The sequence below is a fragment of the Bacillus sp. CIS52 genome, assembly GCF_053545315.1.
Map to the genome: position 1 here is coordinate 577,156 of NZ_JBIUFR010000001.1, position 14,457 is coordinate 591,612.

At 45.8% G+C, this 14,457-nt stretch carries 15 protein-coding genes; 3 read left to right on the top strand and 12 right to left on the bottom strand.

Annotation, left to right across the window (positions count from 1 at the left end; all coding sequences use genetic code 11):
• Positions 1-32 precede the first annotated feature (32 nt).
• The 5 genes from ptsP to ACH32G_RS02355 form a co-directional block, all read right to left on the bottom strand.
• Positions 33-1,748 carry a phosphoenolpyruvate--protein phosphotransferase gene (ptsP, locus tag ACH32G_RS02335; protein WP_064778829.1) on the bottom strand — a complete coding sequence of 572 codons (1,716 nt, stop codon included), beginning with the start codon at positions 1,746-1,748 and terminating at the stop codon, positions 33-35.
• A complete protein-coding gene (locus tag ACH32G_RS02340) occupies positions 1,748-2,014 on the bottom strand; it encodes a phosphocarrier protein HPr (RefSeq protein ID WP_010334034.1) in 267 nt (88 codons plus the stop codon). The genes ptsP and ACH32G_RS02340 overlap by 1 nt, the downstream gene beginning before the upstream one ends.
• A 96-nt stretch (positions 2,015-2,110) precedes the next feature.
• Complete coding sequence (gene ptsG, locus ACH32G_RS02345; protein ID WP_448813949.1) at positions 2,111-4,207, bottom strand: glucose-specific PTS transporter subunit IIBC; 2,097 nt, start codon at positions 4,205-4,207, stop codon at positions 2,111-2,113.
• Between the two features lie 230 nt (positions 4,208-4,437).
• The gene (glcT, locus tag ACH32G_RS02350; protein WP_016936323.1) at positions 4,438-5,304 is read right to left on the bottom strand and encodes a glucose PTS transporter transcription antiterminator GlcT; all 867 of its coding nucleotides are present in this window, start codon (positions 5,302-5,304) and stop codon (positions 4,438-4,440) included.
• A 50-nt stretch (positions 5,305-5,354) separates the two neighbouring features.
• A complete protein-coding gene (locus tag ACH32G_RS02355) occupies positions 5,355-6,320 on the bottom strand; it encodes a LacI family DNA-binding transcriptional regulator (protein WP_448813950.1) in 966 nt (321 codons plus the stop codon).
• A gap of 98 nt (positions 6,321-6,418) precedes the next feature.
• On the opposite strand from ACH32G_RS02355, the gene ACH32G_RS02360 reads away from it, so the two are divergent.
• Complete coding sequence (locus ACH32G_RS02360; protein ID WP_016936325.1) at positions 6,419-6,544, top strand: hypothetical protein; 126 nt, start codon at positions 6,419-6,421, stop codon at positions 6,542-6,544.
• 58 nt (positions 6,545-6,602) lie between these two features.
• Here the strand turns inward: ACH32G_RS02360 and ACH32G_RS02365 are convergent, their stop codons facing one another.
• The 6 genes from ACH32G_RS02365 to ACH32G_RS02390 form a co-directional block, all read right to left on the bottom strand.
• Entirely contained in the window at positions 6,603-7,697 is a 1,095-nt protein-coding gene (locus ACH32G_RS02365) for a M24 family metallopeptidase (protein WP_064778827.1), read from the bottom strand.
• A gap of 113 nt (positions 7,698-7,810) precedes the next feature.
• Positions 7,811-9,724, bottom strand: a complete 1,914-nt coding sequence (locus ACH32G_RS02370) for a heavy metal translocating P-type ATPase (RefSeq protein WP_366969460.1) — start codon at positions 9,722-9,724, stop codon at positions 7,811-7,813.
• 243 nt (positions 9,725-9,967) lie between these two features.
• The gene (gene stoA, locus ACH32G_RS02375; protein WP_448813951.1) at positions 9,968-10,462 is read right to left on the bottom strand and encodes an endospore biogenesis thiol-disulfide oxidoreductase StoA; all 495 of its coding nucleotides are present in this window, start codon (positions 10,460-10,462) and stop codon (positions 9,968-9,970) included.
• Positions 10,463-10,524: 62 nt separating this feature from the next.
• Positions 10,525-11,865 carry a polysaccharide biosynthesis protein gene (locus ACH32G_RS02380; RefSeq protein ID WP_095240801.1) on the bottom strand — a complete coding sequence of 447 codons (1,341 nt, stop codon included), beginning with the start codon at positions 11,863-11,865 and terminating at the stop codon, positions 10,525-10,527.
• A gap of 112 nt (positions 11,866-11,977) precedes the next feature.
• A complete protein-coding gene (locus ACH32G_RS02385; protein WP_448813952.1) occupies positions 11,978-12,601 on the bottom strand; it encodes a cell wall hydrolase in 624 nt (207 codons plus the stop codon).
• Positions 12,602-12,873: 272 nt separating this feature from the next.
• Positions 12,874-13,068, bottom strand: coding sequence for a hypothetical protein (locus ACH32G_RS02390; RefSeq protein WP_012117423.1), 195 nt, complete (start codon positions 13,066-13,068; stop codon positions 12,874-12,876).
• Between the two features lie 163 nt (positions 13,069-13,231).
• Here ACH32G_RS02390 and ACH32G_RS02395 point away from each other — a divergent pair, with 163 nt between their 5' ends.
• Entirely contained in the window at positions 13,232-13,417 is a 186-nt protein-coding gene (locus ACH32G_RS02395) for a YkvS family protein (RefSeq protein ID WP_003232446.1), read from the top strand.
• 73 nt (positions 13,418-13,490) lie between these two features.
• Here ACH32G_RS02395 and ACH32G_RS02400 read toward each other — a convergent pair whose 3' ends face one another.
• Positions 13,491-13,766: a DUF3219 family protein gene (locus tag ACH32G_RS02400; RefSeq protein ID WP_095240803.1), complete on the bottom strand. Its 276-nt coding sequence runs from the start codon at positions 13,764-13,766 to the stop codon at positions 13,491-13,493.
• Between the two features lie 442 nt (positions 13,767-14,208).
• Between ACH32G_RS02400 and ACH32G_RS02405 the strand changes: the two genes are divergently transcribed.
• Positions 14,209-14,448, top strand: a complete 240-nt coding sequence (locus tag ACH32G_RS02405; RefSeq protein ID WP_021493770.1) for a hypothetical protein — start codon at positions 14,209-14,211, stop codon at positions 14,446-14,448.
• Positions 14,449-14,457: the final 9 nt, after the last annotated feature.

Genomic DNA, 14,457 nt, shown 5'->3' on the forward strand with positions numbered 1-14,457 from the left:
AACCAGACGGCTTACACCGTCTGGCTGTTGTATTACTTATTGAAAGTTTCTTTAACGAATGCGACAACCTCTTCAGTCGTGCTCATAGACAAGATTGTTTCTTTGAATGATTCAGCTTCTTTTTTAGAAAGCTTGCTGATCTGCGTTCTTGCCGGAAGGATGGATGTAGCGCTCATTGAGAACTCATCCAAGCCTAAGCCGAGAAGAATCGGAATCGCAATTTCGTCTCCTGCCATTTCTCCGCACATGCCGACCCATTTGCCCTCTTTGTGAGCGGCTTCAATGACAAGCGTGATAAGACGGAGAATCGCCGGATTGTATGGCTGATACAGATAAGCCACGCGCTCGTTCATGCGGTCAGCAGCCATTGTGTATTGGATCAAGTCATTTGTTCCGATACTGAAGAAGTCAACTTCTGCGGCAAACTGATCTGCGATAACGGCTGTAGACGGAATCTCTACCATCATACCGACTTCAATATCGTCAGAAACCGTTACGCCGGCTTTGACGAGTTTTTCTTTTTCTTCAAGAAGAATCGCTTTCGCCTGTTTAAACTCGTTTACTGTCGCAATCATCGGGAACATGATTTTTAAGTTTCCGTATGTACTTGCACGAAGCAGCGCACGCAGCTGAGTTCTGAAGATTTCTTGTTCTTCAAGGCAAAGGCGGATGGCTCTGTAGCCCAAAAACGGGTTCATTTCTTTAGGAAGCTGCAGGTAAGGAAGCTCTTTGTCGCCGCCGATATCCAATGTCCGCACGACTACTGATTTTCCTTCCATACGCTCAAGAACCGTCTTATAAGCGTCGAATTGCTCGTCTTCTGTCGGAAGCTGGTCGCGTCCCATGTAAAGGAATTCCGTACGGTAAAGCCCTACAGCTTCTCCTCCGTTTTCAAGAACGCCTTTTACATCATCAGGGGTGCCGATGTTTGCGGCAAGCTCTACATGATGGCCGTCTTTTGAAACAGTCGGTTCATTGACGAGCTTAGCCCATTCAGCTTTTTGCGCCAGGTAGGCACTGTGCTTTTCTTCATATTTCTTTAATGTTTCACTGGAAGGATCGATGATCACATCACCATCGATGCCGTCTACGATCACCGTAACACCGTTTTCAATTGTGCCTGTAGCCGCTTTTGTTCCGACAACAGCCGGGATTTCAAGCGAACGGGCCATGATTGCGGAGTGTGAAGTGCGTCCGCCGATATCAGTTGTAAAACCTTTTACAAACTGACGGTTTAATTGCGCCGTATCAGACGGTGTCAAATCTTCAGCCACGATGACAACCTCTTCTGAGATCATGCTCGGGTTCGGAATTTCCACGCCCAGCAGGTGCCCTGTCACACGTTTTGTTACGTCACGGATATCCGCCGCACGCTCTTTCATGTATTCGTTATCCATTGATTCAAACATGGTCACGAACATGGAAGCCGTTTCTTTCAAAGCGAATTCCGCATTAACTGAATCTGTGCTGATTTTTTCCTTTACCGGGTTTAACAGCTCAGGATCACTCAGAACCAAAAGGTGCGCGGAGAAAATATCAGCTTTGTCTTGTCCCAGTTCTTTTAAAGCATGCTCTTTAATTTTCTCAAGCTCTTCTTTAGAACGTACAATCGCTTCATCAAAACGGCTTACTTCAGCCGCAGCATCAGCAATGTTTTTCTTTTCAACCGTTAAGTCCGGCTCTTCAAGCCGGTATGCTTTTGCAATCGCAATTCCGGCTGAAGCGCCTATTCCTTTTAATTCTTGCATTACTCGCCGAGTCCTTCGCTTTTCATTGTTTCTTCTAAAGCGTTAAGAGCGTCGTTTTCGTCAGCGCCTGCAGCGGAAATTGTGATTTCAGCGCCTTTAGCGATACCTAGAGACATAACGCCCATGATAGACTTAAGGTTTACTGTTTTGCCGTTATATTCTAAGTTTACGTCAGCATCATATTTGCTTGCAGTCTGTACAAGAACTGTCGCAGGACGAGCGTGGATTCCGGAATCTGCTGTTACTTTAAATGTTTTTTGTGCCATGATTATCATTCTCCTTTAAATTAAAGCTATTTTACTACACAATATTATATCATACAGCCGTACTTGTCATCTGACAAGCACGGCGTATTTATATGCTTATTTTCCGATTTTCACAATATCTTTTTGTTCCCGTTTTACAGTACCTTCGGCCGAAAGGGAAATCGTTTCACCCTCAGCAAGATTTGTAAAGACAATCGGTGTCATTAATGAAGGAACATGAGGTTTAACCGCCTCAAGATCAACTTCAAGCAGCTTTTGCCCCGGTTCAACCCGGTCACCCTCAGAAACAAAAGAAGTGAATCCTTCACCTTTCAGGCTGACTGTATCGATTCCGAAATGAATCAGAATCTCTCTTCCGCCGTCAGACTGGAGGCCGATCGCATGTTTTGTCGGGAAAACATTCAGCACTTTTCCGCGGACAGGCGATACGACGATTCCTTCTTCCGGAAGAATCGCAAAACCGTCACCCATCATTTTCCCTGAGAACACCTGGTCAGGCACATCCGTAATCGGATGGATTTCGCCGGTGATCGGAGAAGCGAACACTTCTTCACCCTGCTCGTTTTGGAGCGGATCCGCGATAACCTCTTCAACCTGCTGGCTGACTTCTTCTTGTGCGGATACTTTCGGTTCAGGGCGCGGCGTGCGTCCAGCGATGATATCCTGCATCTGAGTTTTTAAACCGTCAGAGCGCGGGCCGAAAATGGCCTGAATGTTGTTTCCGACTTCAAGGACGCCTGATGCGCCAAGCTGTTTCAGGCGGGCCTTATCCACTTTCTTCTGGTCGTTGACCGTCACACGAAGTCTCGTGATACAAGCATCAAGGTGTTTAATGTTTTGCTGATCACCCATCGCCTGAAGGATTTCATAAGGAAGGTCGCCGGCTTCGCCTGATGCGCCTGCCCCTTCATCTGCAACTTCTTCTTCACGGCCCGGCGTTTTCAAGTTGAACTTCCTGATCGCAAACCGGAAACCGAAGTAGTATATGAGGGCTAATCCTAAGCCGACCGGAATGACAAGCCACCAAGCCGTCCGGTTAGGCAGAATTCCGAACAGGAAGTAGTCAATCAGACCGCCTGAGAAGGTCATGCCGATTTTTACATGCAGCAGCTGCATGACCATAAAGGAAAGCCCCGCGAATACGCAGTGAATCGCAAACAGGATAGGAGCCACAAACAAGAATGAGAATTCAAGCGGCTCGGTGATTCCCGTTAAGAAACTTGTCAGAGCGGCAGAACCCATGATTCCGGCTACAAGTTTTTTCTTTTCAGGCTTCGCTTCATGATAGATTGCAAGCGCTGCCGCCGGAAGGCCGAACATCATAAACGGATATTTCCCGGTCATAAATGTACCTGCCGTCAGCTGTACGCCGTCTTTAATCTGAGCCATGAAAATCCGCTGATCTCCGCGGATAATGTCTCCAGCGGCATCTTTATAGCTGAAAAATTCATACCAGAACGGCGAGTAGAAAATGTGATGAAGACCGAACGGAATCAATGACCGTTCAATCATTCCGAAAATAAAGGCCGCCAAAGTTGGATTCGCTTCCACAAGTCCCGTTGAGAAGGAATTCAGACCATGCTGGATTGGAGGCCAGATTACTAACATAATAAGACCGAGAATTAATGCGGAAATTGATGTGATAATCGGAACGAACCGCTTACCCGCAAAGAATCCGAGGTACTGCGGAAGTTCAATTTTATAAAACTTGTTGAACAATAACGCGGCCAGAACCCCGACGATAATACCGCCGAACACGCCCGTCGCCAAAGTCGGTATCCCCAGCATGTTAATATAGGCCGGATGGTTTTCCGCAAAAAACTTAGCGCGTTCAATTTTGTCAGACGGAATACTGCCGTTTGCCATAAGCACGGCGCTCATGGATACGTTCATGACCAAGTATCCGATAATGGCCGCGATTCCGGCAACACCGTCTCCATTCGCAAGACCGATCGCAACCCCTACTGCAAAAAGAAGCGGCAGGTTGTCAAATACGATTTGGCCGGCGCTTTCCATAACGTTTGCCACAAGCTGAACGTTATCATTGCTTAAGAAATGCATGACTTGGATCATATCTTTGTTCTGCATGGCATTCCCTAACGCAAGCAAGATCCCCGCAGCCGGTAAAATCGCAACCGGAAGCATAAGAGCACGGCCGATTTTTTGGAGAACGCCGAATAATGCTTTAAACATAAAGAATGTACCTCCCCTGTTAGCTAGTGTGACCTTACAGCGAAAATTCATGACAACGAATTCACAGGCGCAAGTCTTCAGTTTAACCGTTTACATTTGCCCTTTTACACAACAAAAAGCATGAGTAAAAAAGGGTGTGCAAAATAACGGGGCCGTTCTTCCCGTTTTTTACCCTCAATCACTCATGCCTGATCGAATCAGTGACACGTTTTTAAAGGTCTCAACTGAAATTATGAAATTTTATTGGTTAATCGGTACAGATGAAGCGTGAGATAAACCGCTTCCGCCTCATGAACTGGTTTTTTCAGCATTTGCTGTAAGATTTTTATCAGTTTCCAAGCAGTATTGTAGCATAGCGGGTATTCATTTTTCAATAATAACATTAACTTTTCTGGTTCTTTTGTCTGCTCTTCCCGTTTAATCCTATCTATGGTAAATCTGATATGCCGGATCAGCCGCAAATAGTGGACGCTTTCTTTATTGACTTTCATTTGGAAAGATTCCTCTATCACCTGAACGAGCCGGGACATCAGCTGCGAATGCTGGTTGACCTCTGAAAGGGACCGATTCGTCAGGGCGGAGTGGATATGAAGAGCGATAAAGCCGATCTCCCCTTCCGGAAGGCAGATTCCAGTCTTTTCATTAATCATGCCGACAACTTCACGGGCAATCTGAAATTCTTCCGGATAAAGCGTTTCGGTTTCCATAAGAAAAGGGTTTTTAATGTCAAAGCCCTGCTGCAGCCGCTTTACCGCAAAGGCGATATGATCCGTCAGCGCAATATGGATATGTTCATTTAACGGTTGGCTTGTTCGGTTCCTGATATGATAAATGACGTCATTGGAGATGTCGACAAGTGTCTCGTCCACATAACCGAGGAGCTTTTTAAATTGTTTTTGTTCTTTTTCATCCTTTAAGATGAACATCTTGTCATACCCTTTATCCTCAATGACATCCGCTTGTTTTTTTCCAAAGCCGATTCCTTTTCCGATCAAGACGACCTCACTGTATCTATCATGTGTTGCGATCAGCACATTGTTATTTAATACCTTCTCAACTGTAAAGGACCCCTTCATGATCCTCAGCTCCTTTGTCATTCAATACCTCATATCGTACAAAACGAACAGAAAGCGCGTCAATTCTTTTTTTAGACGGTTGATCGTTCAATAAGACGGTAATCAAGAATCTTCCTTGCCGGAGGCCCGCCGCTGATCCGATTCTTAAGCATGTGAAAAGCCTGCTTTCCCATTTCTTTCGTTTGTATATCTATTGTGGAAATACCTAACATCTTGCTGATATCATGATTGTCGATGCTCAAAATCGCCAGCTCTTCCGGAATGCGCGTCCCGTTTGCCTTGGCTTCAAGGTAAAGACCGGCGGATACTTGATCATTCGCCGCAAACAGCGCAGTCGGTTTGTCATCCCAGCTCTTCCATCTGTGAAAAAGGGCTTTCCCGTCAAGCAGCGTCAGCGCCTTTTCCACAACCAGCTCTTCCCTGTAAGGCCGGCCGATCTTCTTCAGCGCCTCTTTGTATGCGGCAATGCGGACTTGACTGTTTTTTCCCTTTTTTCTGGCCAGGCTGATCGCTATTTTTCGGTGTCCCTTTTCTATCAGATAATCCAGGCCGTGCCGAAATGCTTCCCCATGCGGATTACTGATTGAGGACAGCTCAGCAGCATCAGTGTGCTGGCAGAGAATAATGGGTTCTTTCACGGTAAGCAGCTGCTCATCGGAAATTGCTTTGGAGCAGATAATCAGGCCATCCACCTGGCGCTCCTGTAATTGTGATAAAGCAAAGCGTTCTCTTTGCTGCTGATAATCCGTCTGGTATAAAGAAAGATGCACGCCTGAGGCTTCGGCAGCCTCGGCAATACCCGCGACAAGGTCTGCAAAATACGGAAGATTCACCGACGGCAGCACAACGCCGATCATATCGGAAAAGCCTTTGGATAAATGCACAGCATGGATGTTGCGCATATAGCCGAGCGATTGTACCGCTTTTTTCACTCTTTCTCTTTTGTCTTCGCTTACATAAGGATGATCATTTAATACTCTTGATACTGTTGTAACAGAAACCCCGGCAGCGCCGGCAATGTCTCTGATCGTAGCCATGGCGTCCCCCCTTTCTTTTTTTCCTTGATCTGGAATGCGTTTCATACAGTAAGCTAAAAACAAATACAGCCTATTCATTTGAAAGGAGAATAACAGTGATGGGGATTCTTTGCTTAATCGGTTTGTGTCTGGCCATACTCGGCGGCAGTTATCTTGCTATGCGGCCGCTGCGGGAAAAGCATGATATCAAACCATTTCAGCATTTTGATGACTTTTTCATTTAACAAGGTGATAAAAAAGGACGCTGCGTTCCAGAACCGTCCTTTTTTATCACAAAGCTTTCTATTTCAGGATCGTTAATTCTTTCGGATATTGCGTTAATGCTTCGGCGCCGTCTTTTGTGACAAACACATCGTCTTCAATGCGCACGCCGCCTACATCCGGCACGTAAATCCCCGGTTCTATCGTGTACACCATACCTTCTTTGAGGAGCGTGTCGTTCGCGCTGCTCATTGATGGATATTCATGAACCGAAATCCCGAGACCGTGGCCGAGGCGGTGGGGGAAATAGTCTCCGTATCCGGCTTTTTCAATAATGCCTCGGGCTTTTAAATCAAGATCGCCGATTCTCACACCCGGTTTGCTTAATTGAAGCGCCGCCTTTTCAGCTTTAAGCACCGTTTCGTAAATCTCTTCCTGTTTCGGGCTGATTGATTGGTATGCGAATGTTCTCGTAATGTCTGAGCAGTAGCCGTCAAGAATAACACCCAGGTCAAACAGAACGAAATCGCCTTTTTTCAGACGGTCTGTACCCGGATTGCCATGAGGCTGGCCTGATTTTTCTCCGAACAGCACCATCGTTGAAAACGACATGCCCTGCACGCCTTTTTTCTTTAGCTCAAACTCAATCTGCGCCAGCACTTCAGTTTCACTCACGCCTTCTTTAAGCGCTGCGACACCGACTTCAACTCCGAAATCCGCAAGTTTTGCCGCTTCCCTGAGAATGCTGATTTCTTTCTCATCTTTTACGAGACGGAATTGGTTGAGCGTTTCTTCTGCCGAAGCGAACGCGGCGCCCCCTGAAGCATGCTTGAGTTGTTCTGAACGTGAAAGCGAGATCGAATCCTTTTCAACCGCGATGGAATCAAGGCGCACATTTCGTTTTGTGAGCTCGGCTTTGATCAGCTCCCACGGGTCTTCGTGATCGCCGTAGCCGATAATTTCATGCTCCCACCCGGCACTGCGGGCTTGTCCGGCTTCCATTCCCGGACAGACGAAAAACGGCTCCTGTTCTTGAAACAGGAACAATCCCATTAACCGCTCATGCGGATCCGTATAAAAATCAGTTAAATAAAATACGTTTTCCTTTGTATGTATAAACGCCGCATCGTGTCCTTCTTTTTTCAGCCAATCTGAAACACGTTGTAATCTGTTCATTTTTGTTTTTCCTCCTTACCAAAGTGGCTCTTTATTCATTCTATCAGTTTTCCGGCGTTTATGCTGTGAACGAACATTTAACAAAACAGCCGCCCGATGTGCGGCTGCTTTGTTTATTTTAATAATCTGAGTCCGTTCAGTATGACCAGAATCGTGCTTCCTTCATGCCCGATAACGCCAAACGGCAGTTCCATCACCTGCAGGAAGTTGGCGCAGATCAACAGGCAGATGACCGAGAGCGAAAAAACGATGTTCTGCTTAATAATCCGGTTCATTTTCCGTGAGAGCCTGCACATTTTCACAAGCTTATGAAGATCATTTTTCATCAGGACCAAGTCAGCCGTCTCTAAAGCCACGTCCGTTCCCCCTCCCATCGCAATACCGACGTCAGCGGTTTTCAGAGCGGGCGCGTCATTAATGCCGTCTCCGACCATGGCGATTGTGCCGTATGTTTCTTTCAGTTTCTTTACTTCCTCTGCCTTTTGGTCAGGCAGACAATCGGCAACAACCGTCGTCATGCCAGCCTCTTTTGCGATGGCAGCCGCTGTTTCAGGCTGATCTCCGGTAAGCATGGCCGTTTTAATCCCGAGTGATTCAAGCTCAGCCATTACGGCTTTTGCTTCTGGCCGGATTTGATCCTTTAACGCAAAACAGCCCGCTATCCTGTCATCTTTCTTAACAAAAACCAGCGTACAGCCTTTATCTTTTAACTCATTTCCCGATGTTTTCAAAAAAGCGTCTGCATCCTCTTTCCCTGCAAATCCAGCTTTTCCGATCATCCATTTAGCGCCTTCTATATCGGCCTGAACACCGAATCCGGACGTCTCGTCAATCGATGTATGGCCTGCAGGCACAGCGCCCCGGCTTTCGGCAAATTCAGCTATCGCCTTTGCAAGCGGGTGGCTTGATTGCTTTTCAATCGCATACACCGCTTGCATGACCTCATCCTCATTCACATATTCCGCCGCTTGGAATGCAGCAACTGCAGGCTGTCCCTTTGTGACCGTGCCGGTTTTGTCAAAAGCAATCATCCGGACGCTTCCCAGCTGCTCTAAAAACACACTTCCTTTAACCAACAATCCGTTGCGGGCTCCATTTGAAATAAGAGAAAGCGCAGCAGGCATAATGGAAGCGACAAGAGCGCAAGGGGAGGCGACCACCATAAATACCATCGCCCGGTAAAAGGTTTCACTCCAGCTCCAGCCTAAAGCAAAATGAGGAACGAATAAAAGCAAAGCCACGGCTAAAAGCACGCCTTTTACATAGACACTTTCGAAACGCTCAATAAATGCCTGAGCCGGTGACACGCTGTTTTGAGCCGATTCCACCAGCCGGATGATTTTTCTGAATAGAGACTGCTCATTTGTTTTCGTAACTCGGACCGTTAAAGAGCCGTTTCCGTTTACCGTTCCTGTAAACACAGAGTCTCCGGTTGTTTTTTCCGCCGGCATCGATTCACCCGTCAGCGCCGATTCATCAAGACTCGTCGCGCCTGACTCGATGATCCCGTCTGCCGCTACGCGTTCGCCCGGCTTAATGACGATCATGTCGCCGATCTTGAGTTCAGCGGCCGGCACCCGCTTTTCCTGTCCGTCTTTAAGCAGGGTCGCTTCCTCCGGTTCCAGTTTCATCAAGGAGGTTAAATCACGGCTGCTTTTATTCATCGTATACGTTTCCAGCGCGCCGCTTAACGAAAAAATAAAGATAAGAACAGCGCCTTCCGCCCAATACCCGATAAGGGCAGAGCCGACAGCCGCAAAAATCATCAGCAGTTCAACATTTAAAGCCTTCGTCTCCAGCGTATCTTCAATTCCTTCTTTCGCTTTTGCAAATCCGCCGATCACAAAGGCCAGGATATACAAAGTAACGGACAGGCCTTTTGCTTCGGTGAAAAACCAGGCTGCAAGAATAAGGGCGCCCGATACGAGAGCCGCAATGAGTTCCGCATGCTGGAGCCACTTTTTTCCGGACCGCTCTTCTTGAGTCTGCTGTTGTGAAGGGGTTTGAGTTACCACTTGTTCATTCATTATGAATTCTCCTCTCTAATTGAGAACGCAAATCATCTTCATTTCCCCGATAAAAGCAAAAACTGCCGCCTTACAGGCAGCATTTTCACAGTAATATCGCGGTGTTTTTCTTTATTATAGCATGCCGGCGAAAGATTTCAATTATAATTGTTTTAATTTCTTTTTGATAATAATTATCATTAGAAACCCTTCAGCTGTTCATGATGTGCAAAAAAGGTGCGGGAGGAAATCCCCCGCACCTTTTTATTTCTCAGCCCATTCTTTTAATTGTGAAGCGGTCATCGGACCGATGATCTTTTTTTCGATTTCTCCTTTTTCATTCAGCAGAAATGACGTAGGAATCGTCATGATCCCGTATTCCTTCATAAGCTCGCCCTTAGAGTCAAGAACGACCGGGAATGTGAGATGGTGCTGATTGACAAAGTTTTGAACGGCCTCTTTGTTTCGCTCAGCATTCATGAGATTTACCGTTACAAGACTTACATCATCAGATTGATGCTGTTCATAATACGTTTGAAACTGCGGCAGTTCTTTTTTACACGGCGGACACCACGATGTCCAAAAATGCAAAATGGTTTTCTGCCCTTTATTCGGGACCGATATCTCGTCTCCTTCAATCGTCTTCATCAGAAACACGGCGGGAACTGCCTGTTTTTCTGATGAGGCTTTTGCTTCAGGCATCCAGAGAGAGGCAGCTATCAAAAGGACTGCGCATGCAATAAGACGGTTTTTATGCATAAGATCTTCCTTTCACGCGTTTCGGATAGCTTGCCCCTCCTTACTGAAATGTATCAGTCTTTTCAGCTCTCGATCCGGGGTGCTGTTCTTCCGCCGCCGGTCAGGAACACGGAGACACCGAGGTCTTTGCAGATCGTCGCGTAATGTAAACTTGTCAGAAGAATCATGCCGGTATTCATGCCAAGTATAATGCCGAGCATTTGCAGATTCGGCATAGAACCAAGCACATACATCATCGAAAGACCCACAATGCTGCTCCATACATTATGATAAAACGCCGTTTTCACATGACCGATGCCGATCAGACAGGCCTGAAGCGGCATCACAAACAGCTGAAAAAGAAAATACGGCCACAAAAGCTGCAAAAAATACTGCGCTTCCGGAGACTGAAAAAATAAATGGGTCAGCGGGCCGGCGAACTGAAACATGAACCAGACTGCCGGAATGCCATAGCCGAATGTAATAAAAATCGCTTGTCTCAGCCGTTTCAGTACAATGTCATATTGAGACAGCGCGTACGCTTCTGAAATGCTCGGAATCATGACGACCATCAGTGAATGAGCGATAAATGCGGGAAACGAACCGATCGTCACCGCTACACCGGCAAGCATGCCGTATTGATCAATCGCGGCTGCCCCGGCCGCCCCTGAGGCCAGCAGCGCTCCTTTTACTAAAAAAGGTTCAATGGCATTTGTCACCGCGTGAAAAATACGAAGCCCCGTTGTCGGAATGGATACCGCCAGAAGACGTTTCCGCACATCCTTGCCGCGGAGATGAATGTGCTGATGGCCGGAAAGCGTCCTCCTCGCCAAAATAAACTGCGTATACAAGTATACGAACACCACGACATCACTTGCGACCAGCACAAATAACGAAATGAGCACGGCCATATCAATTTCAAAAGAGTACCATTGAAAAAAGATAAACAGACAAAGCACTTGAATGATTTTTTTCAAAACATTCGCAACCGCGATTTTCCCCATCTGCTGCACACCCATAAAATAGCCTCTGGCGATGGATGTAAAAGCGACGACGGGAATCAGTCCGATGACAATCCCTTTAATAAAAGGGTGGTACGTATCGAATACAGGAATGAACGGCAGCGCGATGCTTGCGGCCGCGGTTGAAAACGCGGTAAATACGGCGGTCATTCTGAAGGCATGCCGGAGCATGCTTTCATGCAGCTTCTGATTGGATTCCGCGATGAATTTTGAGATGGAGATCGGAAGCTCCAGACTGGCGATCACGATAATGAGAAAAATGGTGGGCAGAATGCTCATGTAAAGCCCCATCCCATGCTCGCCAAGCTCCCGCGCCAGTATCATATTCACGACAAATTCCAGACATTCAGCGAAAAAGGCGGCGATGGATAAAAGAATGATCCCTTTCACAAATCGATTCATGGTGTCTCTCCTTGTCTCTCGTTCTTTCATCATCATATGAGACAAGTTCTGAAAATATTTTCGATTTCTTAAAATTGAAAAAAGCATAGCCGGGATATTTGTCCCGCTATGCTTACATAGCAAATACGTGTCTGCCGATCCGTTCGATAATTTTTCGGGAACGGATCCAATGGTCAGAAGCTGTTTTCGGATTGTAGAAAAACAATGCGTTCGTTTCTCTGCCCGGATGGTTAAGCGCCTCATTTGCGGCGGCGATGGAATCCTTATCCGGCTTTTGATTAATGCTTCCGTTTGCTACCGGTTCAAATGCATTCCTTTGATAAATCACACCCCGAATGGTATCCGGGAAGCCTTTCTTTTCAGTCCGGTTCAGCACGACGCTGGCTACCGCGACCTTTCCTTTATAAGACTCACCCTTCGCTTCTGCGTGAACGAGACGTGACAGAAGTTCCCTGTCGGCACTGGAATACGTCTTTTTCGGCGGCTGATAAGCCATTTTCTCCGGTTTGGCTTTCTGCTCAAGATGAGATGACAGCTTTATCACATGGATCGAATGCTTCTGGTCAGTTTTTGAAAACTTCGGAACCGAACTATTTCTATTTAAATCAGCAACCAGTGTGCTGGATTCTTGCTTTGGCTTCTTCGCTAAAGTAAACAGAGCTTCTGTATGTTCAATTTTTGTTGCAGGCATAAAACAAAGAAAAAAGACAGCCAAGGCAGCAAATTTTGTCGTCATACGCTTTCCTCCTTAAATACTTCACTACCTTAACAAGAGCAGTGCGCAAATTCACGGTTAAAGATTTTCCAGCACTCCCAATCAGCTTTTATGATGGAAAAAGTTCGTTAACGGCCTTACTATTGGCAGAAAAACGGCCGTCATTTTCATAACATTAACCAAATTACAGTAAAAGTATCCATCGGAGGGATTTTACATTTTGTTTACATCTGTTACAGCAAGATGAAATGAGCAGCGAAAACAAAAAAAGACTCCTCATATGCGAGGAGCCGTCAGCTTCTTGGCTGTTCTAAATACTGGAAAACAACATCTCCGCCCTGCTGTGCAATACCGCGGAAATGCTTAAAATCTTCCTGCTTCGATAAAACCGCTCGAAATGCAAGAAAATGTTCTTTCTGCACCCTGAATTCTTTGATTTCACCGGTGCGCATTTGGTTGATACGTTCTGATATTTCTTCAGGCAGCAACGAACACAGCCTCCTTTTCTCGGCTTTTTCCCGAAAATCAATATACCATCTTTCCCCCGCCGGGACAATGATTGAGCAGGCCGATACCCATATCGCTTTACTTCTTAAAGAAAATACTGCAAAATATTTTCAAACAGGATTTATGATAAAGGAGAGGAAGCTCGTGAAAATTGCTAAGGTTGGAAACGTCATTGAATTTAAAAACGGATTAACCGGTGTTGTTGAAAAGGTAAATGAAAACTCCGTCATCGTTGATGTAACCATCATGGATAATTATCGTGATCTTGAATTAGATTCCCTCACTGTCGTCAACCATAAAAATTATAAAATCATCAGAGACTCCTATTAACCCCCACTGAACAATCCGAACCATTTACATATCCCGCACAAAAGCTGCCGCCCGGCAGCTTTTTCAAATGATTTCAGATTTCCGTCATTTCAACGAAAAAATCTCCGGTCTCATCTTTATTATAAAGATTTGTGATGGATGTATGGTAGCTGGTTATTTTGCCGCGGAATTCAAGACCCCGATCGGGCGCCTTAATTTCAAATGTTTTTTCATACAAAAGGACGGCAATGTCATGATACGTTTCAGAGGTCACCTTCAATATAAATGAGATGACGCGCCCATTTTTGCCCGCACTTTCTTTACAGTCATACATTTCAAGCCTTACACCGTTTAACTCTAACGGCTCCATGACAAACACTCCTTCTTTTTACAGGACATGCTATCATGATGATCATTCATTTACAATTGATCCGCTCCGGATAAGAAAAAAACGGCGCAGGCCTTTACAAACATACGTTCCCTATTTTATAATGAAACAGACGAGCTGCCATCCAGCACCCGTCACGTAATGAAGCGGCGAGTACACTCCCCCCGGGTTTACTCGTCTTTTTCTTTTGTCCAGATGATTTCTCTTTTCATTATACAAGGTCTGTGCGGATATCATGCACCTTTCCGGCGGCGCACCACAGACGAAAAATACCCCCGCTTAAAAGGCGGGGTTTAGGTTGTAGAGTTTGTAGAGGAGAATTCTACAAACCGTTAAACAAAACCATTGAAATATTGGATTGTCCAAATTTCGGACAATCAAAAGTATTGCAATAGCTGTTATACTGTAAGGAGAGGTGAACGGGATGGAGAAACAAATATTAGAAGCTATTCAGCAGTTATCAAAGGACATTGCTGAAGTTAAACAGGATGTAAAGGAAATCAAGGATACAGTTTCCCGTATAGAGGAAAATGAACCTGAAGAAGTTATGTCGATGCTCAAATTGATCAACAAGAACATCGAACTTGATCATAGTTATAACGATAAGAAATTCTCTAGTTTAGAAAGACGTATTCATGAATTAGAAGAGAGATTGAATAACTGAGTATTTTCG